The 22,256-nt window shown below is 64.1% G+C and carries 11 protein-coding genes; 4 read left to right on the top strand and 7 right to left on the bottom strand.

Annotated elements, in window-relative coordinates:
• The first annotated feature begins 220 nt into the window (after positions 1-220).
• A complete protein-coding gene (locus tag OKA05_RS23665; RefSeq protein ID WP_264489681.1) occupies positions 221-3,718 on the top strand; it encodes a hypothetical protein in 3,498 nt (1,165 codons plus the stop codon).
• Positions 3,719-3,918: 200 nt separating this feature from the next.
• Here the strand turns inward: OKA05_RS23665 and OKA05_RS23660 are convergent, their stop codons facing one another.
• Positions 3,919-9,882, bottom strand: coding sequence for an alpha-2-macroglobulin family protein (locus OKA05_RS23660; RefSeq protein WP_264489680.1), 5,964 nt, complete (start codon positions 9,880-9,882; stop codon positions 3,919-3,921).
• 161 nt (positions 9,883-10,043) lie between these two features.
• Here OKA05_RS23660 and OKA05_RS23655 point away from each other — a divergent pair, with 161 nt between their 5' ends.
• A complete protein-coding gene (locus tag OKA05_RS23655) occupies positions 10,044-10,868 on the top strand; it encodes a DUF2321 domain-containing protein (protein ID WP_264489679.1) in 825 nt (274 codons plus the stop codon).
• Positions 10,869-10,877: 9 nt separating this feature from the next.
• Here the strand turns inward: OKA05_RS23655 and OKA05_RS23650 are convergent, their stop codons facing one another.
• The 3 genes from OKA05_RS23650 to OKA05_RS23640 all read right to left on the bottom strand — a co-directional run bounded on the left by OKA05_RS23650 (position 10,878) and on the right by OKA05_RS23640 (position 13,094).
• Positions 10,878-12,212: a dicarboxylate/amino acid:cation symporter gene (locus OKA05_RS23650; protein WP_264489678.1), complete on the bottom strand. Its 1,335-nt coding sequence runs from the start codon at positions 12,210-12,212 to the stop codon at positions 10,878-10,880.
• Positions 12,213-12,390: 178 nt separating this feature from the next.
• Positions 12,391-12,843, bottom strand: a complete 453-nt coding sequence (locus OKA05_RS23645) for a PIN domain-containing protein (RefSeq protein WP_264489677.1) — start codon at positions 12,841-12,843, stop codon at positions 12,391-12,393.
• Positions 12,840-13,094: a type II toxin-antitoxin system Phd/YefM family antitoxin gene (locus OKA05_RS23640; protein ID WP_264489676.1), complete on the bottom strand. Its 255-nt coding sequence runs from the start codon at positions 13,092-13,094 to the stop codon at positions 12,840-12,842. The genes OKA05_RS23645 and OKA05_RS23640 overlap by 4 nt, the downstream gene beginning before the upstream one ends.
• On the opposite strand from OKA05_RS23640, the gene dusB reads away from it, so the two are divergent.
• Positions 13,093-14,193 carry a tRNA dihydrouridine synthase DusB gene (dusB, locus tag OKA05_RS23635; protein WP_264489675.1) on the top strand — a complete coding sequence of 367 codons (1,101 nt, stop codon included), beginning with the start codon at positions 13,093-13,095 and terminating at the stop codon, positions 14,191-14,193. The genes OKA05_RS23640 and dusB overlap by 2 nt on opposite strands.
• 51 nt (positions 14,194-14,244) lie before the next feature.
• Positions 14,245-14,745, top strand: coding sequence for a phage regulatory CII family protein (locus OKA05_RS23630; protein ID WP_264489674.1), 501 nt, complete (start codon positions 14,245-14,247; stop codon positions 14,743-14,745).
• Positions 14,746-14,866: 121 nt separating this feature from the next.
• Here the strand turns inward: OKA05_RS23630 and queC are convergent, their stop codons facing one another.
• From queC to OKA05_RS23615, 3 genes are all read right to left on the bottom strand, one after another.
• Positions 14,867-15,550 (bottom strand): 7-cyano-7-deazaguanine synthase QueC, encoded by a 684-nt coding sequence (gene queC / locus OKA05_RS23625; RefSeq protein ID WP_264489673.1) that lies wholly within the window; start codon positions 15,548-15,550, stop codon positions 14,867-14,869.
• Between the two features lie 28 nt (positions 15,551-15,578).
• Positions 15,579-15,938, bottom strand: coding sequence for a preQ(1) synthase (queF, locus tag OKA05_RS23620; RefSeq protein WP_439331384.1), 360 nt, complete (start codon positions 15,936-15,938; stop codon positions 15,579-15,581).
• A gap of 214 nt (positions 15,939-16,152) precedes the next feature.
• Positions 16,153-22,116 (bottom strand): beta strand repeat-containing protein, encoded by a 5,964-nt coding sequence (locus OKA05_RS23615; RefSeq protein ID WP_264489671.1) that lies wholly within the window; start codon positions 22,114-22,116, stop codon positions 16,153-16,155.
• Positions 22,117-22,256 lie beyond the last annotated feature (140 nt).

Below are 22,256 nucleotides of genomic sequence, written 5' to 3'. Positions count from 1 at the left end.
ACCTAAAATCGGAGAATTTCGCGGGGACTAAACCTCCGGACAGAGGGCAATTTCCGCCGCGGACAGATCGCCCCGCGCGACAACAGCCCATCGTCAGCCTACGGGAAAACACGAAAGTCACATCATGACCCGGGCAAATCGCCATTCCCGATGATGCGGAAAGAACATGTCTTGCCTAACTTGCTTGATCCTAGCGAGCGAGCGCCACAGCCTCCCGCCCGTGCGCGCACCCCGCTTTCTCCCTATCCTCGCCCTGCTTGGCAGCATGCCCTCCGCGTGGTCGGCTGAACTTCCCTTGGACGAGGATCCCGGCTTCATCCCCTATCTCGCGGAGCCCTCGCGCCAGGCTCCCGCCGGCTTCGCCACGGCCAATGGCGACTACCTGAATGGGATTCTCTGCGGCTCCGTCGCCCTGATCCCGGCCAAGAACTCGTGGGGAGCTCCTAACGGCATCGAGAAAGCCTACCATTGGCAAAACGGCACCTGGCAGGAAGGCGCGCCCTGGCTGCCCGCCGACCGCTGGCCGACTTCCATCCGGAACGGCTACCTGCTCTACAATTACTGGGATCCGGAAGACTCTGCCTACCGGGTGGACGTTCTCGCCTCCGCCACCGGCGAACAACTCTGGTCCATCGCCGATCTCTACTTGGGAAGCTCCGACATCGGCGAAAACACCTTCGTCGCGACGGACGGCCGGCTCTCATTCGCGATCTACCCGCGCGAGGGCGAAAGCCTGTCCATTCCCTCCCGCGGCTATTACGTCCACAAGTTGATGCTCGACGGTGGCGAGCTGCTGGTGCTTTCCGCCGATGACCTCGGCGATGGCCAGCGCTGGCTCGAACGCCGCAGCGTCGCCACCGGCGCAGTGCTAGAATCCTGGACTCTCCCCGCTCGCTCGGAGGTCTTCGCGTTTCATCACGGGAAGATCATCATCGGGGAGATGGACGCGCAGCGCGCGCTTCGTCCGATGCTGATTCGCTCCGGAAGCCAGGACCGCGAGCCGCTGGACCTCCCGGAGTCCGCCCAACCCCGCTCCCGCGTGCTGCTCGGCCCCGCGCTGGACGTCAATGTCAATGCCCGCACCCCCACCGGGATGTGGTTCACCTTGCCCGGCACGTCGAACGATCCGTCGGTGATACTGCATTGTGATCTTTCCGGTAGCGATCCCGTGTGGACCCTGGGCATCGATTCCAGCCCGATATCCTTCAATGGCTACCAGGTGGTCACGCGCAAGGCTTGGAACCAGCCGCTGCAGATCGCCGACGCCACTCCCGGGACGGCTGCCACCGCCTTCCTGATCCCCAGCCGCAGCCCGGAAATCTCCGGGGTGCTGCCGGTAAAAGCGCGGCTCGACCGCCCGTCCGCCGCCACAGTGCGCGTGCGCGTCGCCAGCAAGAATGGCGGCACCGCCACGCCGGGTGCCGACTACACTGTCTTCGACCAATGGATCACCTTCCCGCCCGGAGCGGTGGAAGCCGAAGGCTCTTTGGTTCTCAAGGAAGATCTCACGCCCGAGCCCCACGAAACACTGCTGCTGGAGATCACCGGCATCGAGAACGCCAATCTCCCCCTCAAGACCGATGAGGTGGCCGTGATCGAAGGCAGCGGCGTCCAGAGGTGGATCTCCGCGGACCCCGCCCCGGCACTGCCCCCTCCCTACGACCGGTTGCCATTAATCCTCACCGGGGGAGACGGCCTCCTCTATCAGGCTATCGGCCGCAATCAACTTCAAGTGAGCGACCCCCTCACAGGAACCTTGCTGGAAACCGTCGAACTCTCGCTCGACAGCCAGCGGATCGATACCACTTCCATCAATGGCTATTACGGTCCCTCCGGAGGCATGGGACTGACCGCCACGGCGGACGGCGTGACCTGCCGCCTTGGTGGCGGCACGACCTACGGCTCAAACTCGGTTCAGTGGTCCCTTTCCGGAAGGCGCACGCTGCCCGGCTGGCACCTCCGCATCGCGAATGCCGTCGAAGGCGGCGCTCCCGGCCTGATCGAAGCAACGGCGGCCGAGCGCACGACCGCCGCGATCCCCGCGAGGCTCGTCGTCAGTTCCGCACGAATGGAACACGGCACCGAAGGCCTCCATGCGGAGTACTGCCCGCTGAGCCCCGCCGATCTGGCGATCCCGGCGGATGGCACTACTCTGCGCTTCGACCTGCCGATCAATTCCGAAATGGTCACCCACCGGGAACGAGCTCCCATCCGGCTGCAATTCTACGACTCCGCCGGCTTCATCGCCGAGCAATACCTGCTCGAGCCTTCGCCCAGCGACTACGAGGCCCAGTACACGCAAATCCCTCTGGACCCCGCCCTTGCCAAGGACGGCATCGGCGGCTTCATGCGCCGCGGCGACAGCCTCTGGGTAGGCTTCCCGGAAGCGCGCCAGCCGGCGTCCAAGAAGTCCAGCGGCTGCATCCAGGAACTCGACGCCGCGACCTACGAGGTCCGTCGTACCATCTGGGCACCCGCGAAGCTCAAGCACCGGGGATTCGGCGAGCGGATCATCGACATGGGCAAGGACATCTTCGTCGAGGCAATCCAATATGTGGACTCTCCCAACAGCTCCACCAAGACGACGCGCACGATCTGCATCCTGGATGCGGCCACCGGCAATGACCGCGCGGTGATTCCTTGGAAATACTATGACGATCCGACCGTGGCCTTCGACGACAAGTACGTCGCCATCGCCTCGGCCAGCGACCAGCACGGCAAGCGCAAGACTCCGGGCGGCCTCCATCTCTACAGCCGCGCAACCTTCAAGCAGGTCGCCAGCGTGAAGCTCGCTGGCGAGAGCGGAGGCAGCAGCATGACCTTCGCCGGCGGGGCCCTGTGGCTCGGCGTGCCAAATGCCGAGTGGCGCCCGCCCGGCCTTCCCAAGAAGGAACACGGTGCACTCTTCGCCGGTGCCGTGATTCGCTTCGGATCCCTCCCATCGCTGAAAACCGGACAGGTGTTCCACTCCCCGGCAGCCACGTGGGCACCATCGCAATTCGGCATCAACGTCGATCTCGCGGACGATGGCAGCGTGATCGCCCGCGCCTTCAATGGCGTCTTCCGTTTCGACCCGGTGACCTTGGAAATCACTCCGTCGCCATCGTCGGCGCGCTTGCTGCCACTCAGGAACTTCTCGCGAGGCGAGGGCCTGCGGGCCGATGACTATTACCACGCCATCTATGACGAGGAAACGGGGCTTCGCCTGACCGACCTGTCGAGCTTCGGCAAGAGCGTCATCAGCAAGGACAGCTTCCTCTATTCCGTCTGGGAGGGGATCCTCTCCGTGCCCTTCGACCGCGCCGGCAGCTTCGCACTCTGGCAGCGCTACGCCCCGGAACTCCCCGGCGATACCCGTCCCGATCTCCAGCGCTACGTCGAAGAACAGGTGGGAAGCCTGCCGGTGGTCACGCTGACCCACGACGACACCTACTACCGGGGTTACCCGACGGTGAGCATTTCCGCGCCGATGCCGCCCGACATGACCATGCTCGTCGAGACCTCGGTCGCCGGCGGACCGTGGGAAGTCGTCGCCCTTCGCAATGGCGCCGGCCCGGTCCGCAACCGCTTCGGCGTGTCTAACAAGACGGCCCCGAACGAGATCTCGACCCCCTATTCGATCCCGCTGAGAGGAGCCCGCTTCCGCGCCCGCTACGACCTCACCACCAACCTCCCGCTCAGCCTCTCCGACTATCGCTTCTTCTACGTCAAACCGTGATGAAGCCCGCTGCCACGATTGGCACAGCTTCCGAAACGTAGACGCGGTGGCACACAGCGGAAGCCACCCTCGCCAGCCCGCCCTTCCGACCGAGCGACTCGCCAGTCTGAGCAGTCACTGGGAACGCGGAATTCATTCCGCCCGAATGGTCCCTCAAGCGGACCAAATCCCGCGCTCCCCATAGACTCACCAGTCCCCCCTCACTCCACCGTCATCTCCACGCTCCCGCTATGCGCATTGAATTCCGGCGCATACATGCAGCGGATCTCGGCGATGCCAGTCTGATACTTGCCCGCATGTTGCACCCGCACGCTGGTCTCAAAGACATGCGTCCCAGGCGGCAAACGATCGATGAAGAAGTGGCTGGCGGTATCACGCGTCACCTCATAGTAGCCAAAGCCATCCTGCCAACGATAGCCGCTCAGCACATTGACCGGCTCGGTGCCGCTGCCACGGAGATCCTTGAGGTGGATGTACTCCATCGCGCGGTCGTTCTTCAGGATCACGCGAGTCACGAGCTCGTCGCCGACCTTCACGGGGCCATTCAGTGGTTCGAGCACCGGGCCCTTGTCGGTATTCTTGCGGAGGAACAGCGACTTCTCGAGCGTCATCGAACTCTGCCCGTGCGACGTGACCTTCGCCATGTCCTCGAGATACTGCCAATGCACGCTGGCCCAGCTCACGCCCTCGTCCTCCTTCTTCAACTCGATCTTGCCCAGCTCCGGCTTCACCGCCTCGCCCGCGAAGCGGCTCTCATAGAAGCCGGTGCCGGCCTCGACGCTCTCCGGTTTCACCTCGGTGCCGCCGAGTGAAATCTTGAGCACGGCATCCGAGGCCAGCCAGTTCTTGCCGCCCCGCAGCAGCGCGTAAACGGCATCGGAAGTGGCCTTGGTCGTCTTCCAATCGGAAACCTGCTTCTGCTTGAGCAGCCAGACCTGGCAATCCTCGACCGCCTTGGTGTCGGCATCGATGTCGCGGAAGGCCTCGATCATCATCGCCTGCGTTTCGACCGGGGCCTGCCACCACCACCAGCCGTCGCCGTCGCGGTCCTTCCAATACATCCCCTGCTCCTCGTTGACCGTCGCATGTTCCTTCAGCGAGCGGGTGATCAAGGCAGGCACCTCCTTGTCGCCGAGGCGATGCAGTGCCAGCGCCACGTGGGCGCGCGACATGCGGCTTCCAAGCTTGGTCCAATGCTTGCGGGCCTGGCCGGCGAAGTAGTCGAAGGCCACCTTGTCACCCGCCTTGAGCGCCTTGTCCTTCAGGAAGAAGGTCCGCAGGTAGAGGTGGAAGGCGATCTCCGGATCGAGGTTCTCGTTGCCCAGCAGCTTGTGCTCCACGAGACGCTCGTAGCGATCGGTGATATCGGCATCGAGGACGGTCAGCGCTTTCAAGGCCGGCGTGATGTCAGTCGCAACCCCGAGCGCACGCAACCGGGCAAAACCACTCACCACATAGCGTGTGATGTATTCATCACCACGGCCGCCGGGAAACCACGGCCACAAGCCATTGCCAAGCTGCATTCCGTTGAGCTTGGCCAGCGCCTTCTCCAGCTCGCGGTCCATGTGGTTGTCATCGAACAAGAGCCCGACGCGACGCCGTGCAGCCGACTCGTCCTTCGCCTCGCGCAGCCACGGCGTCTCATCTAACAAGATACCCTTGAGGTCCGCGTTCTTTTCCAGCGGGCTGTCGAGTGCGGCGCCTCCCGCTTTCCAACGATCGAAGACCTTGCGGATCTTCGGATCGGAGCCGGCGATGTGCCGGGCGAGCGCGTTGGCGTAGTAGCGGTTGAAGGTCTGCTCCGAGCACTCGTGCGGGAACTCCATCAGATAGGGCAAGGCCATCACCGCATACCACGCCGGCTGCGAGGCGACCTGCACATGGACGAAGCGATTCTCCAGCGTCGGCGAACCGCCGCTCTTGGCGAGCTTCTCGAAGTCGAAGGCCTTGGTGCCCGCATTGCGGATCGGCAGCGAAAGCGATTCCGTGACGAGGATGCGCCGCGGGATGACCGGCAGCCAGCCTTCCTCGCCATCACTCAGCGCGCCACTGGTCGCGACCGCCTTGTAGCGCAGGAACCCGGCACCATCCGGCACGGCCAGCTTCCACTTCAGGCTGCGGCTTTCCTTCGCCGGCACCGTGAATGGCTGGTCCGGCGCGGTGACGCCGAGCGCGGCGGTCTTGTCTGCATCGGTCCCGGCATCGGCCAGCGTGAGCCGTGCGGTGCCCGCCTGCTCCTTGTCGCTGGTGTTGGTGATCTTCACCGTGAACCACAGCTCATCGCCCTCGCGCAGGAAGCGCGGCGGATTCGGCTGCACCATCAGGTCCTTCGCAGTGACCGTCTCGCCTTCTAACAATCCGCTGCGCATCTCCTTGTCGTGCGCCAAGCCAAAGAAGCGCCACTTCGTCAGGGCCTCCGGCATCGTGAAGGTCATCCGCACCTTGCCATCGTCGCCACTGACGAGATCGGGGTAGAAGAAGGCTGTCTCCTGCAAGTTCGCGCGTGCGGCGACCTGGCCCACGTCCACCGCCGGGGGCTGATCGCGGTCCGACTTATCCTGAATGGCGTCGATGGCGTTGCCAGCGACCGCGCCGTCTCTGGAGCGCATCCCATCGCCGGCCATCTCCGCCGCCATGGGGGCAGCCGCCAAGGAAGCGGGAGCCTCGGCCATTCGGGAAAACTTGGCGACGCCTCCTCCACCACCGAAGCCGCTCCCCACCCCGCGACCAAGATAGAGCCGATTACCGCCAAAGATCTCCAACTCATCCCGGAAGCGCCGGAACGGTTCGCCGAGGTCGAAGTAATCCGGCACCGGAAAACCCCACTGATCTTCGAAGCGCCGTTGGACGCTGCTGAATTGCCAGTAGGGCGGATTGGGCCACTCGCGACGAAGCAGGCCGGCCAAGCCGTGGAAGGCATGGGGCGCGAAGGCATCCAGCGAAGCATCGTAGAGCGTCGCCACCAACTCCGCCGCGACGGCGTCACCGCCCGCGCCCTCGATCACCGCAGTCCAGGTTTCCTTGGCACCAGGCTCCAGCTTTGAAACCAGATGCTCCCAGCGCAGTTTCAGCTCCTTGTTCGCCCACGGGACATTCACCAGGTGATCGATCTGGTGCAGGCGATTCATCGTGATCTGCGTCACCGACACGGAAATCCCGCCGCGATGCTTCTCCTCGATGGGAAAACGAAATACCTGCTGCGTCCGGCCCTCGGCCGACGACTCGCGCTTGAGAATCTTACCCGCCATCCTCCACTCGACACAGGCACGCGCTTTCTCATGACCGCTGCCCCATAGCAGCACCACTTCCTTGCCCGGCTCCACAGACTCGGAAACGAAGCCGGTGTAGAATGGCATCATCGTCGGGAAATCCGCGGCGTCCGGCGCGACCACCTGAATGCCCAGGATGCCCTTCACCGCGCGCCCGTTTGCATCCTTGGTCTCGAAGATCAGCCGGTAAGCTCCCGCATCGAGCGCACGCTTCACGGTACCCTTGCCCTCCTTGTCAGTCTCGACCGGCAACTCGGCCACCACTTCGCCCGGCTCCCACTTGTCCGGATCCGGCGACGGGCGAGTGGGATCGGTTTCTTCCACCGGCCCGCGCCAAGGCATCCCTGCTCCGTCCGGCCGGGGACAGGTCGCTGGCTCCTTCAGCCGGTGAATCTTGATCACGCCCTTCGCCGCACGGCCTTCGCCATCATGCGACATCGTCTTCACCCGCAGCTCGATCTCCTTGCCGGCTTCGAGCCAGTCATCGGCCGCAAGCTCCGCCTTGAGCGCGGTATAAGCGACCGACACCATCCGCGTTGCGGAGCGCGTCTCACCCGCGGAATCGGTCACATCCGCGGTGACTTGGAAGTCGAAAACCGGCTCCACATCCTCGCGGATGGTCGTGTCGGGCCGGGCGGTGAATTCGATCATGATCGATCCATCCGCCGCGGACTCCGCGACGCCATGGGCGATCTCCTCGGAGTTCTCCGACATCGGTGGGCACCACCAGCACCAGCGCGACCAGATCGGCAAGCGGGTCATGCGCGTGACGCGCCATGAGACTTTCGCGCCATCGACCGGCGCACCGGTGTACGATTCCCCTCGTACTTTGACGCGCACGATCTTCCCGAGCACCGCGGGTTCCGCGGGCGGATCGATCTCCGTGAAAAACTTCGGCCGCTTGTATTCCTCCACGCGCACCCGACCGGCACCGGGCACGCCTTCCAACTGGATCGAGCAGACCCCGAGCACGCTTCCTTCCGGGGCGGTGAAGGTCCCGCTGAACGAGCCGCGCTCATTGCTCGTCACGGCAACCCTGCCGGCTTCCTTGCGATTGGGATCGCGCAGCACCACCGTGCCATTCTGATTCGCCAGCGTCCGGTATTTCCCGCCTTCGACGTCCGCCTCGCACCAGATCCCCTTGAAGTGGATCGTCTGCCCCGGCCGGTAGATCGCGCGGTCGGTGAAGAAGACCGCCTGTCGCCGCACTTCCACTTTCCGGTCGGCGCGCCCCCCCGCCCATGCCCGGACGATGGCGCGCTCTTTCCCTCGTTCAGCAACGGCGAGGTAGCGATTGCCGGAAACGCCCGTGATCTCGAAACGGCCGTCCGCATCGGTCTTCGCCGACAGCTTGCGGGTCACGGGCAAGGCATCGCGCTCGATCCACACGCCCACGTCCACCCCAGCCAGAGGGGCGCCGCCGACCGCGTCAGTCACGGTGCCTTCAATCCCACCGGAACGCGAGTTCCGCACGGTCATCGCCAGCGGCGTCACGTGCACACCGACCATTGCCACTGTATTGTCCTCTTTCGAGAAGTCCGCCTTCGCGCTGGCGGTGAGCACGTAGTAGCCGGGCGGCAGATCGACAGGCGCGTTCACCCACGTCGTGCGCTGGCGGAAATCGCCGTCATCCGGCAGCGCGCTGTCCCATGCACGGACCGGTTCCGCATTGCCCATCAGCGGCAGCGGGTCTTCCTCCAAGGTCGATTTCCCCGGCGTGAAGGTCACCGCATGCAGGCGGAACCAGACCTGCCTCAGATTCTTATGCGTCACCCGGACCTCCTCGCCAGCAGGAGTCCAGTGAGTCTCGGTCTGCAATGAAATCTCGCGCTGCTCAAGTTGCTGCACCCCATTTGCGCACAGCTTGCCGAAAGCATGGCCCGGGAAAGCCGTCGCCCCCGCTTTGAGAACTTCATGCGCTTCCTTCGTCTTCTTCTCGCCTAACAGCTCCGCCAGCGACACCCGCGCCCAAGCGCTCACCGGACTCGCCGCGTTGTCCGCGATGAAGCGCCGCAGCGCTGCTTCAAAGCGCGCTTCCCGGCCCTCGATCGTGGCCGCGATCCCGCCCCAACGCAGCCGCTCCAGATCCGCCAGCAGGAGCGCCCCGCGGTCCGCGTCCGCCCGATGGAAGCTGAGCAGCTCCTGAAAAATCTTCAGCGCCCGCAGCTTCGGCGACGCCGCGTCCGCGGTCTCCGGCTTCCACGCGAGGAACTCATCCACCGTCCCGAACACCGCCGACTCCGCCGCGATCTCGAAGCTGTCCTTCGGCCGCGATACCGCCACTTCCTCCGCCGAGTAGAAGTCGAGCGCCACATGCGCGACGAAGTCATACATCGTCGGCCGCAAATCATCGCCAAGCGATCCCGTCTCCAGCAGTTCCGCGAACTCCGCGACCGGAATTTTCTTCAGAGCCTCACCATCCGCCAGCGACCGTTGCAGTCGCGCATCGACCTCAGTCAAAATCCGCGCGAGGTCCCACGTTTCGATATCATCGCCCACCGGCTCGCCGGTCGAACTGCGGTGCATGAAACGCCATTGGTTCGCCTGATAGTAGCCGGCCATCCAGCGCGCCACGAGAGCCCGCAACACCGGGCGGGCCTGCTCCGGAGCCGTCTCGATGGCGGCTTCGAGCTTCTTGATCGGCCCCGCCTGCTGCTCGATCGCCGCCTCCTGCGCGATCCGCGAGGCCAGGGCGCGGGTGCCTTCCGCCCACGACCCGTCGGCAAACGCAGCCTTCTCAATCGCCGTCAGCAGCTCGATCACCGTCTTCGGCTGATCCTTCTCGCGAGCCTCCTCGACTTTCTTCCAATCGGCATCGCGTGGTCCGGCCATGGCCATGGTCAGGGTAAGGAAGCAGATTCCCGCAGCCCGGAATAGCGTTCGAATGGATTTCATAATCGTAAGGGGTTCCCTCCACCTTGAAGCGGGCGGCGCTTAATGTGACACCCGAAATCGGAAAATCTTGGGTTTTTCCGGTTTTAGAAAGGTCACGGAACCCGGCGACTTGCATTCATCTGCTGCATCTGCTATGGGCCGACCCTTCCAAAAGGTCCCCCATGACTGCGCTGACAATCACGACTTGCCCGCACTGCGGCGCGGAGGCGGAGGCCTTTCACCATACCCGGTGGGACAGCCTGGAATCGCACAGCGGTGCCGGTCCGGAGTTTTGCCCGGGGTGCGGCAAGCCGCTCGATCCAGAGCGCGCCGCTTGGAAAGACGCCGCAAGCTCGGGCGAACTATTCGAGGAAACCCGGCATTTGCTCGGTGCCATCGCGACGGGCTCGGTCACGGTGGTGATCCTGTGCTTCACCGCCAGCTTTCTCGCCCGTGGCAATGAACTCCATGGGCTGATCGCGCTGGTCCTGCTGGCGGGTTTTGCGATCATCCTCGCCTGGCGCCGCGCGGCGCGACCGGAAAAGGAGACGCCGTTGGTGGCGTTCGAACTCCTGCCCCATACGGGATCCACTTCCGCCCCACCCTTGTGGGACACTACCATCAAGGAAGGAATCCGTGCAAACGTACCCCAGCGACGCGAAAAGCAGCACTCTGCCGACGCCTCCGCTCCCTCCCCGCCTCAGGACAAAACCTTCTCCCCGGATGAGATCGCGCGACGCATCGCCGTCGCTTGGCTGGAGCCTGAAGTGGATCACCCGATTCGCCGCCAAGTCCGCGTGCTTTCCGAACGGACCACCCAATGGCCCGCCATGCGCCCGGCCGAAGCCGACCGACGGCTCGGAACGCCGGCAGCCATCGGCAGCGACGGCACCCGCGCGTATGTGACCGTCCGTCGCGACGGCCGCGGCATACTCAGCCTGCTTCAGCGCAATGGCATCGAGCGCGTGCTGCGACTCGAAGTGAAATGGCGCACGCGGCGCGCCTGACGCGCCGCCTCATTTCACCAAGGTCGCTTCACCTTCGCTGCGAGCCACCAGCACCGCCACACAGGTGTCACCGAAGACATTCACCGCGGTCCGGCTCATGTCGAGGAAACGGTCGACCGCCAGCAGCACACCGACCGCTGCCTCGGCGCCCGCAATGCCGGAGTTCTTCAAGATGAGCAAGATCGCCACCAGACTCGCATGCGGCACGCCGGCGATGCCGACGCTGGTGAGCAGCGCTGCCACGACGACGAAGAACATTTCCCCTGGCCCCATCTGCACCCCCATCACCTGCGCCACGAACATCACCGCCACGCATTCATAGAGCGCCGTGCCGTCGGTATTGATCGAAGTCCCGATCGGCAATGTGAAGGAGGTCACGCGCGGCGAGACACCGCATCGGTCGCGCACGCACTCCATCGTCAGCGGCAGCGTCGCCGACGATGAGGCGGTCGAGAATGCCATGATCAGCGCCTGTTTCACCGCTGCGAAATGGCGGCGCGGACTGACGCGGGCCACCAGCATCAGCACCAGCGGCATGGTCACACACAGGTGCAGGCCGAGCGCGAAAATGACAGTGACCACATATTTCCCGAGATTCGCGAACAGCCCGAAGCCCGTGGAATACACGACTGGCAGGATGAGCGCATACACCCCGATCGGCGCGAAGGCCATGATCCAGTGGACAATGGTGCCGACGGCTTCCGAGGCGGCGATGAAGAACTCACGCAGGCTTTTCCCCTGCTCCTCCGGCAAGCGCGTGACCGCCACGGCGAAAAGCATGCTGAAGATCAGCACGCCCAGCACCGACTCGTTCGAAGCCGCCGCCGCAAAGATGTTCTCGGGCAGCATCGAGCGGAAGATCCCTGAAATGCTGACCCAGATGCCCTTGCCCTCGGGCACGTTGCCGGAGGCGGCCTCGACCTTTTTCATGTCGTCCTCGCTCGTACCGGTGCCCTGTTCAAAGGCCTCGCGGATCGATTGATTCGGTTGCCCGTCGGTCAGGCCCGGCTGAATCGTGCTGACCAGAAACAGCCCGAGCAGAATCGCGAGCAGCCCGGTGGTCATGTAGAAGCCGATCGTCTTCAGCCCGAGGCGGCCGAAGCCCTGCGCATCCTTCAGCCCCGCGATGCCCCCGACCACCGAGGTCACGATCAGCGGGATGATGATCATCTTCAGCGCGCGCAGGAACAGGTCGCCGACCAGCTTGCAGCCCTCGATCGCCGCCGTGACAAAGGTCGCGTCCGACTTCTCACCAAACAGCCCGCGGAAGGCCGCAGCGGTGAGCGTGGCGAGCAGCAGCGCGGCAAGAATCTGCCAGTGGAGGGCGAGGCGGCGTTTTTTCATGCGAAGGATGGCGGACTTCGCGAGCACGCCGGGTACCCGTTAGACAAGGGATTGCCAACGCCCGCCGCAAGCTCCAACGGCCGGCATTCAAGCTGTAAGTAGTCCCGCCTTCAGGCGGACTCGAATGGTCCTTCAAGTCCGCCTAGAGGCAGGACCACTTACAGATATGCCAAGCTTCTCACAGCGGCACAGCCATCCCCTCCGCCTCCGCGAGCTTCTTCTGGTTCGCATCAAACGTCAGAAATTCCGCCGCTCCCAGATGCAGCGCGGTGGCGACATGGAGGATGTCATTCAAGCGATGACCGCCAGCCTCGGTGTGCTTCGCGCTGAGCGACTGCGCAATGCGATGCACATCCGCCCAATCAGCAGAGGTCACCTGAAGGATCCCCGCAGCAAGGTCCGACTGAAGATCGCGCAGCATCCGCGTGCCCTCGGCCGCCGGGTAGCCCTTCTTCCGATCCAGCGAAAACAAGCGCGTCTGAAAACGGACGGACTGCCGGAACTCCAACAGCAGGAGCGAGGAGACGGGCAGCGGGTCTGAGCGAGCCAACATCCAAATGTCCGCTCGGGACGAGTTATCCTGAGTGCGGTAAACCGCGTAAAGGAATGAAGTGTCGGGAAAAGCACTCATCCGCGGTCACCCAGCTCTTCCTCGCGCATCGCTTTCACTTCCTCTTCGCTGAAAACCCGGTCGCCCCAAATGGCACGGCGCCTCGCTTCAAAGTCCGGTATCTTGATCTTCTCCCCCTCGGCTACCTTCAACGGCGTGAGCATCGCGATCGGCTCGCCGCGGCGTTCGATGCGGATTTCCTCCCCCTCCCCCAGCCAGGCTTCGAGCTTGGCGAAGTCGTTCCGGAGGTCCCGCACGGTGGCCGTCTTCATGGGGACAAAATATGTCCACATCGGCGAAACGGCAAGCCTGCCGCTTCCGGCCGTCGTTCTTGGCACTTGGCACTTCTCCCTTGGAACTTACCTTCCCCGCGTGCTCCCTTGGTTCCAAAACGGCGCGTTCCCCCTCTATCTGGCCCCCATGGCCGGGGTGACGGACCTGGTCTTCCGCCAGATCTGCAAGGAACTCGGCGCGGACGTGATGGTCACCGAGTTCGTCTCGGCGGAGGGCATCATGCAGGCCGATGAGCGGACGCGGAAATACACCGAATTCACCGATGAACAGCGGCCGGTGGGCGTGCAGCTTTTCGGCGGCGACGGCGAGCGCATGGGCGAGGCCGCGAAAAAGATCATCGGCTGGAAGCAACCCGACTTCATCGACATCAACTTCGGCTGCCCGGTCAACAAGGTGGTCGCCAAGAACGGCGGCTCCTCGCTTTTGAAGGACTGCCCGACCCTCGCCTCGGTCGCCGCGGGCGTGAAAAAAGGCGTCGGCGGCGAAGTGCCGGTGACCGCCAAGATGCGGATCGGCTGGGATGACAAGACCGTCAACGCGGTGGAAGTCTGCCGCATCCTCGAGGACTGCGGGATGGAGGCCATCGCCGTCCACGGCCGCACCCGCTCGCAGGGCTACTCGGGAGAGGCGAATTGGGAAGTCATCGACGCCTGCGCCCAGGCGGTGAAAATCCCGGTCATCGGCAATGGCGACATTTCCACCGGCGCGGACCTCGCACGGCGCAAGCGCGAAACCGCGGTCTCCGGCGTCATGATTGGCCGCGCCGCGATGCAGAACCCCTGGGTATTCCGCGAGGCGAAACATTTCCTGGAGACCGGCGAAACGCTGCCTCCGGTGCCGCTCGAGGACCGCTGGTCGCTGGTCCTGCGCCACTGCCGGCTCGCGGTGAACAGCGCACGGTACGGCGCGGAAAAGCACGCGATGATGTCCATGCGCGCCCGCCTGATGGCCTACTGCAAGGGCTTTCCGGGGGCCAAGGAGCTGCGCCAGCGGCTGGCACAAGTTCAGTCAGTTGCGGAGGTGGAAGACATCGCAGCCCTGTCACTGGCGACGGCGGCAGATATGGCGGAGGTTTGACGGTTATAATTTCGCATTTGCAGCGCCCGCGCACCTGCTAGGGTCGCGCGCATGGAAAGCCATGAAGTGCTGCGCAACGCGTTCGCCAAAACCAGCCCCAAAGCCGTGGCCTCGGACTTGGGCATCTCGCTCTCGCTCGTCTACAAGTGGGCGGAGAAGCAAAGCGATGACGGCAGCGGCAGCCGCAACCCCCTCGACCGGCTGATGAAAATCATCGAGCTGAGCAGCGACCTGCGGATCGTAGAGTGGCTCTGCCAACAGACCGGCGGCTACTTCGTGCGGAACCCGAAGAGTTCCTGCGAAAAGGGCTTCCAAGTGCTGCCGGCGACCAACGAGATCGTCGGCCAGTTCTCCGTGCTCCTCCAACAGATCTCCACCGCCGCGCTCGACCACTCCATCAGCAAGAAAGAGGCGAAGGAAATCCGCGAGTGCTGGGACAAGCTGAAGAGCTATGCCGAAGGCTTCGTGCGCTGCTGCGAGGAAGGCGACTACGACCAGATGATGGAGATTCCAAAGCCCTCGGAAGGCCCCTCGCGTTACACGGTGAAATGAAATGTAGCGTCGGTCTATGACCGTCGCACTTCAGCGGCACAGGCCGCAACATTGTGCCCACGTGTCGCCCGTCTGTCTCCGATGCGGCCGACCCCCAGCTTCCAGCGGTCACGCACCGCCTCTACCTCGGAGCCTCCGGAATCTCCGGCGTCGCCAGATAGACCGTCGGATCGGGAAGTCCGGCTAACAGGAACGCCTCCCGCCTCTCCACACAGGTCCCGCAGGTCCCGCAATGAATCTCGCCGCCCTTGTAGCAGGACCACGTCTCGGCAAAGTCGATCCCCAGCTCCACGCCACGCCGGGCAATGCCCGTCTTGTCCATCGCGATGAACGGCCGCAGCAGTTGGATGCGTGCATAAGTGCCCGCCTCCATCGCAGCGGCCATGCCCTGCATAAAGGGCTCCCGGCAGTCCGGATAAATCGCATGATCGCCCGAGTGAGCCGCGATCGCCAAAGCATCCGCCTCGACGCTCTCAGCAAAGCCACAAGCAACAGCGAGCATGATGCCATTGCGGAACGGCACCACCGTCCGCTTCATGTTCTCCTCGGCATAGTGGCCGTCAGGAATATCGCCGCCGCTCTTCAGCAGGTCGGAGGCGAAGCACTCGTTCATGAACCCGAGATCGATCGTCCGATGCGGCACACCGGCTCGTTCCGCATGCAGCTTCGCGAAGGGAATCTCACAAGCGTTGTGCTTCGAGCCATAGTCGAACGACAGCGCCGCGACCACATCATGCTCGCGGAGCACTTGGTAAAAGGCAGTGACGGAATCCATCCCGCCACTCAGCAAGACCACAGTCTTCATTGGCACTTGGAACTTCTTACTTGGAACTTCAACTCTCCGGGTGACTCGCCTCGCACGTAAGCTGGATCCCGCCGCGGGCGCCGAACTTGCCGCTCACCGTGATCTCGACTGGCTGCATCGCCTCGACCAGATCATCGAGCACGCGGTTGACGATCTCCTCGTTGAAGGCCGGCAGGTTGCGGAACGAGGCCATGTAGAACTTGAGCGACTTCGTTTCCACGCAGCGCTCGCCGGGAACGTAGCGGATCACGATGTGCGCGGTGTCGGGCTGGCCGGTGACGGGACACAGTGAGGAAAACTCCGGGCAATCGAGCGTGATCCAGAACTTCCGGCCGGGCCGGCAATTCGGAAACGTCTCCAGCGTCGCCTCGTCCGGGCTCGCCGGCAGGCGGTTCTCGGAGTGGCCGAGCAGGGTGAGGTCAGTTGGCTTCACGGGCGGGACCATGGAGCGAAGCCACGCCCGTGTCGATTCCCGGAAAAGAAGGGGCCGCCGTGGGGCCCCATGCTTCCGCGGTAGTCTATCCCGAGGGCAAAAAAAGGCCGGGAACCGTTCCCACGGTTCCCGGCAACCCATTAACCCAAGAGAAGGGTGGTCAGATCGATCATGGCGCTGGATTCGTCACGATCACCTGCAGGAAGCCCTTGCCGGTGGTGCCGTTCGATCCGCCGAGACTGAAGGAGCGGTATTCGTAAGTGATGCCGCCTTGAACCAGCGGATTGGTTGCTCCGGCCGGGATGACCGCAGCCACCGGATTCACCGTCACCGGGTAGGTGGCGAGGTCGGTGGAGCCGCGGACCGTGATGCCGAAGCCCTCGAAGGTGACCGTCGAGGTCGGCGATCCCGCCGGGAAGGCCGGTGTGCCCTGCGGCACCGCGATCGTCATGATCAGCTCCTTCTCGCTGCCAGCGTCGTCACTGTCGGCGATCAGGGAGTAGATCTTCGGATTGTTGCTGCCGTTGAGCGGGTGGCCGCCGAGGATGTATTCGGTGCCGTTCTCGAAGCCGTCGTTGTCCGGGCTCTGGGCGACACCGTCGTTCACACCGGCGGTGAGGCCGAGTGCGGTTCCCCACGAGCCGAAGCCGCTGACTGCCACGCCATTCGTCGCGAACAGGATCCCGGAGCCGGTAATGCGGGCGGTCTTGTTGGTGGCCGAGGAAGTCAGGCTACCCCAGGTGCCAGAGGCTTGCTCGGCCCCGCCGATGAAGAAGCGGTCCACCGTGTCGGTCGCACCATGCGTCAGGTTGAGCACCGCCGTGGTGCCCACGGTGACGGCAGCGGTGTTCGAGAGCGTGGCCTGGGCAATGCTCAGGGTGCCATCGGTGACCGTGGTGGTTCCCGTATAAATGTTGGTCCCGGTCAGCGTCCAGGTGCCGGTGCCTTCCTTGGTCAGGTTGAGGGTGCCGGTGCCGTTGGAAATGGCGTTACTCGCCAAGCCATTGCCCGCCCCGCCGAGGTAGAGGTTACGCGTGTTAGCGGTGGTGGTCAGAATCGGCCCGGACAGCGTCAGCAGGTCGGCATCCGATTGGATATTGGCCCGGTTACCGCCGATATTGAGGTCGATGGCACCGCTGAGCGTGTTGTTGCCGCTGACGTTGAGGATAGCCGCGCTGGCGTTGTTGCGCTGGTTGAGCGTGATCGCGTTCGCAAGCGTGATCCCGTTCGAGAGCTCCAACCGGCTGGTAGGGCCGCCTGGGGCAGCGCCGCCGGAACCGTCGAAGGAGATGGTGCCGGTGCCAAGCGCTCCGCTCGCCGTGGCGCGCAGGACTCCGGCGCCGTTGGCAGCGCCAATCCGGGTGCCCCCGGTGTAGGTGTTGTTCGCCCCGGAGATCGTCCAAGTGCTGCTGTTCGACTTGCCCACCGAGACGGTGGCCGTGCCATTGGCGATCAGGCCGGTGATCTGGTTGTCCACGCTGGTGCCACCCAGTTCGAGGGTCTGGGCGGTGGCGTTCACCACTTTCGAAACGGCACCCACAATGACGCTCGCGGTCGTGGGATTGAGCACCGTCGTCTGCACCGTATCGGCACCGAGCCCGAATTGGGTGAAGGTGAGGCGGCTCGTTCCGGAGGTGACATTGGCACCGCTGGAGACCGTAAGGGTGCCCGCGCCCACTCCCGCAGCGCCGACGGTCATCAGAGTGTGGTTAAGACCAGCGCCCGCCGTCGCACGGTTGACGAGGATCGTCGCGTTGGTCGTCGTGCCAAAAACGAAGCCGTAGGTAGGGCCGCCGCCATCGTGCGCGAGGTCGAGGGTCGAAACGGCGTTGCCCGCCAGCCGGATGGTGTTCGGAGCCGCCGGATTGGCCGGCGTGCCGAGGGCCGCTGGATTTCCCAGGACCAGGGTGCCTGCGTTCACGGAGGCACCAGTGCCCGTGCCCGTATTCGCCACCGGGATGCTCAGGGTGCCGGCGTCCACCGTCGTGGTGCCGGTGTAGGAGAGCGTTCCGGACAGCGTGACGCTGCCGGTTCCTTGCTTGTCGAAGCCGAGCCCACCGGTGCCGCCGTTCGTCAGCGTGCCGTTGAAGGTATTGTTGCCGGCGGTGTTGATGATCAGCCAGCGTTCCACGGCAGCGCCGTTGGAAATCGTGCCCGTGCCGTCGATCCCAGCCGCGGTGAAGTCGCCGCTAGTGGGGTCCGTACCACCCGTCCGGTTGATCTGGAGAGCCCCGGCAGCCACATTCAAGGTTCCGGCAATTACGCTGCCGTTCGCTTGGATGCCCAAGGTGTTCACCGTGAGCGTGCCCGGGCCTTGCTTGATCAGGCCGAGGGCCGTGGAAGTGATTTCCCCCACACCGAGCGTGTTTGCAGCAATCGTGACGGCGCGGTCGGTTTCCACCGTGCCGACGATGGCCACTCCGCCCGTGCCCATGTCGAGGCTATGGGTGCCCGTGAAGTTGATGTCGGCATTCCACAGTTGCGGGAAGTTGCCTGTCATCACGATCGCGTCACCGCTGGTGTTATCAAGCGTGCCGCCGTTGATGGTCAGCAGGCCCGTTCCCAGCGCCGAAGCGTTGTCGAGATTCAGGGTGCCGCCTCCGAGGATCGTTCCGCCCGTATAGGAGTTGGCAGTCGCAAGGGTAAGCGCCCCTGCGCCACTCTTGGTCAAGATAGCTTCACCGCCGATCGAACCGGTCCCGGTGAAGACATACGGGTTGCTGGTGTTGTTCACCACGACCGAGGCAGGCAATAGCACCCCGTTGAGCGTCACTGTGCTCGCAGCCGGACGCTCATTGAAGGTGACGGTATCACCGTTGAAATAGCTGGTCGCTCCGCCCGTCCACCCGCCGGTGTTCACTGCCCACGTGCCGCTGCTGGTATTCCAGGTCAAATTGGCAGTAGTGACAGTCCCCATGATCCGCTGGTTGGCGATGTCGGCGGAGATGTTGGTGCGGAATCCGGAGGAAGACAGGTTCGATAGACCGGTGACTGAACCGGATCCGTAAGAAAACAGGGGATAAGGAACGCCATTTGACGGCGTGCCGGTGAAAACCAGGTTCGTCGGACCTGAGAAAACAACGCCATTGGTGAGAAGTGGCGCGGTGGTCGAAGCCGTAAGCGTGGACCCGCCCTGCATCGTCAGCGTGCCGTTCGTCGTGCCGACCCCGGTGAGGACGGCTCCGCTTTTCACGACGACGTTCGAGTTCACAACGCCGTCGAGATCCAGCGTCCCGGCATCCACGTTGGTGGTGCCGGTGTAGGTGTTGGAGAAGCTGCTGAGCTTCAGCGTGCCCGCTCCCTTCTTGGTGAGGCCGCCGTTACCGACGTCGCCGAGGACCGTGCTGGCTTCGAGCGCCTGCGGGATCGTGACGTTACGCCCGTTGGTGTCGATGGTCGCGCCTAGGTCACGGACATTTGCCCGGACGGTGGCCGAGGTCGTGGTGAGGTTCAGGAGCGTGCCGTCCACCGCCGCCTTGAGCGTGCCGCCATTGAAGTTGAAGAGGCGCGTTCCCGCGGTGTTCGAGGAAACGACCGACGGCACGGTCAGGATGCCGCCGTCGAGGTTGTAGGTGCTGGCAGAGGTGGCGGAGCCGAAAACCGCGAGATCAAGCACGCCCGTGCCCCCCACCGTCGTGCCGGCATCGCTGTAGAAAGTCACCGCGCCGCCCGTCTGATTGACGACCGCAGTTCCCGAGGTCCCCACGTTACCGGTGAAGAATTTGATCGAAGAATTGTTGCCGAGATTGAGCGATCCACCTGTGATATCGAGCTGGGACTTCGCGGTATCGAAGGTGCTCATCACGAACGTTCTAGCGGCCGTAGGGCCGACATTCACCACACCGGTCCCGCTGATCACCATCTTTCCAAGGGTGCCGGCGGCTCCAGCGAATCCCAGAATGATGTCGGTCTGCGGAGTGAGTGTGCCGCCGCTGACGTTCGCCGTGCCGGTCAGCAAGGCGGCGGCGTTGTTGCCGCGTCCCAAGGTCAGCCCGCCACCGAGGTTCGCCGCTCCGCCGGAGAGATTGAAGGTGCCGCTCCCGTTGTCGGCACCATTGACGTCCGAACCACCGACCCGCACTTCGCCGGTCGTGGTCAAGGTGCCGCCCGTCATATTGACGACACCCGTGCCCGTGCGATAGCCGACATACAGCGACAGCGTCGGTCCGCTGAAGGTGGCCGTGGCCGCGCCGTTGATATTGACCGTGCCATTGCCACCGACGGCACCGATCTGGACCCCGAGAGCCGTGCCGGCCGTCGGACCGGTGCCAAAGGCAGCCGAGCTGGAATCGTTGAGCGTCAAAACACCGGTTCCCGCATCGCCGATGCGCTTGGCGCCGACTCCCGCGGATGCGATGAGCTGCGCGGAATTGTTCAGCGTCATCGTCATGTTCGACCCGGTCGATTCGCCCAAACGATAGATGCCGCTGACGGTCAGCGCCGAGGTGTTGTTAAGGGTGACCGCACCCTTGGGAAGATTGGCCGCAGCGACGTTGAAGCCCGCGCTGAAGTTCGCCGCGGTGACCGTGGCGGCGTTGTTGACCGTCAGGTTGGAGGAAACGGCTCCGGTGCCATTGCCGCGACCGAGCGAAAGGTAGCCCGTGGTGGTAAGCGATCCCGCGTCCACCTGCAGGGTGGCGTCATAGCCAGGAGCTCCCGGCGCCGTGCCGAAGGTGCCGCCCACGACCACCTCACCATTGGCGGTGTGGGTGCCGCCGCTGAGCAGCAGCGTTCCTTGGCGGGCAATGAGGGGGAACCCTTGGGCACCGCCCCCCGTGTAGGTGCCGCCGCTGGTCAACTCCAGCGTGCCTGTTCCCAGCTTCACCAAGCCGACGTTGTTCGTCGTGGTGAACGGGGCACTCCACGTCTGCGTGCCGGCCGCGTCCGTGGTGTCGATGCCGATCTGCGATCCCGCCGGAAGGACGACCGCAGCCCCTTGACCGCCGACGCCGGCAATCAATCCGCCGATCGTACCAGCGGTGTTGGTGCCCGCTCCCAAAGTGAATTGACCCGCGCCTCCGACATTGGCGGAAAGCGTGGTGCCGGTGGTCATGGTCACCGCTCCGGTGGCCGGCATGGACGTGGTCCGGACAAATTGAATCGCCGCGCCCCCGTTTGCCAAGGTGGTGCCGGAGGTGTAGCTCTGGGCACCCGTGACTTTGACGTATCCGGTCCGCACGGTGACCGCAGGACCCGTGCTGGTGATGTTGTTGTTGAGGGTAAGCGTGCCGCCGCCGGTAGCGAAGAAAGCGCCCGCCGTGACCGCACCGGTGATCGCAATCGTCCCGTCGTAAGTCGCGCTTCCCGCAGGGACCCACAAGGCCCCTTGGGCGGTAGCGCCGCCACCGGCCAGCGTCAGGGAATTGGCCATCGTGACGCCGCTGCCAAGCTGGAGTTGGTTGCCCGCAACGCCGCCATTGACGGTCACGTTGCCGCTGCCCAGCGCGGTGTTGTTCGAGGCATTCAGGATACCAGTGATGGTGGTGCCGCCGGAGTAGCTGTTCGCACCGGAAAGCGTCAGCACGTTGGCACCCGCTTTGGCGAGGGCGATCGTGCCACTGCCGTTGGCGATCGCACCGCTGATATTGATCACGCCCGTGCCGTTGACCGTCAGCGACTTGGCTCCCGTCTGGGTGGTGGAGATCCCGCCCGCGATGGTCAGGCTATTGGAAGCCGCCGCCTTGCTGTTGGTGATCGTAAAGGCCTCCGCTCCCGCGGCGGTCCCGAGGTTGACGTTGGCATTGACCAACTGGTTCGCCGCCACGGTGGCACTCATCGTGATAGCGCCCGTGCCTTCCAGCGTCAGGTTTTGGCTGCCGGCCGCGCCCGTTCCGATGGTGTAGGCGGCCGCGGCCGCATTGTCGAAAGCGAGGGTGCGAATGCTGACTCCGCCTCCCAGATTGATCACATCATCCGCTCCACCGGCATTGGCGAAGGTGGCAATCTCACCGGTGGCGGTTCCGGGCACCGGCGAAGCGCTCCAGTTCCCTGCGGTCGCCCAGGTGGCATCGGTCGTTCCGTTCCAGGTGGCGCTGACGGCATAGGCACCGGGCGTGGCGGCGAGAGCCATGATCGCTGCCGCTCGGGATACGGACGATGCGAACGAATAAATCGATGAATTATTGGATTTCATTGGGTTACGAACTCTGGATTTGGCGGGGATCAAGTCGTCCCCCGGGCTTGGGGACGTCCTCGGCAAGCACGCCGAGGAAGTGGGATTCAAGGGACAAACGAGAAGCCGCCGAAAACCCCGACACGGCTCCGCAACTTTTT

Origin of the sequence: Luteolibacter arcticus (assembly GCF_025950235.1) — a bacterium.
Taxonomy (GTDB): domain Bacteria; phylum Verrucomicrobiota; class Verrucomicrobiia; order Verrucomicrobiales; family Akkermansiaceae; genus Haloferula; species Haloferula arctica.
Note: the sequence above shows the minus strand (reverse complement) of the source record. Positions and strands in the feature narration are given on the sequence as shown.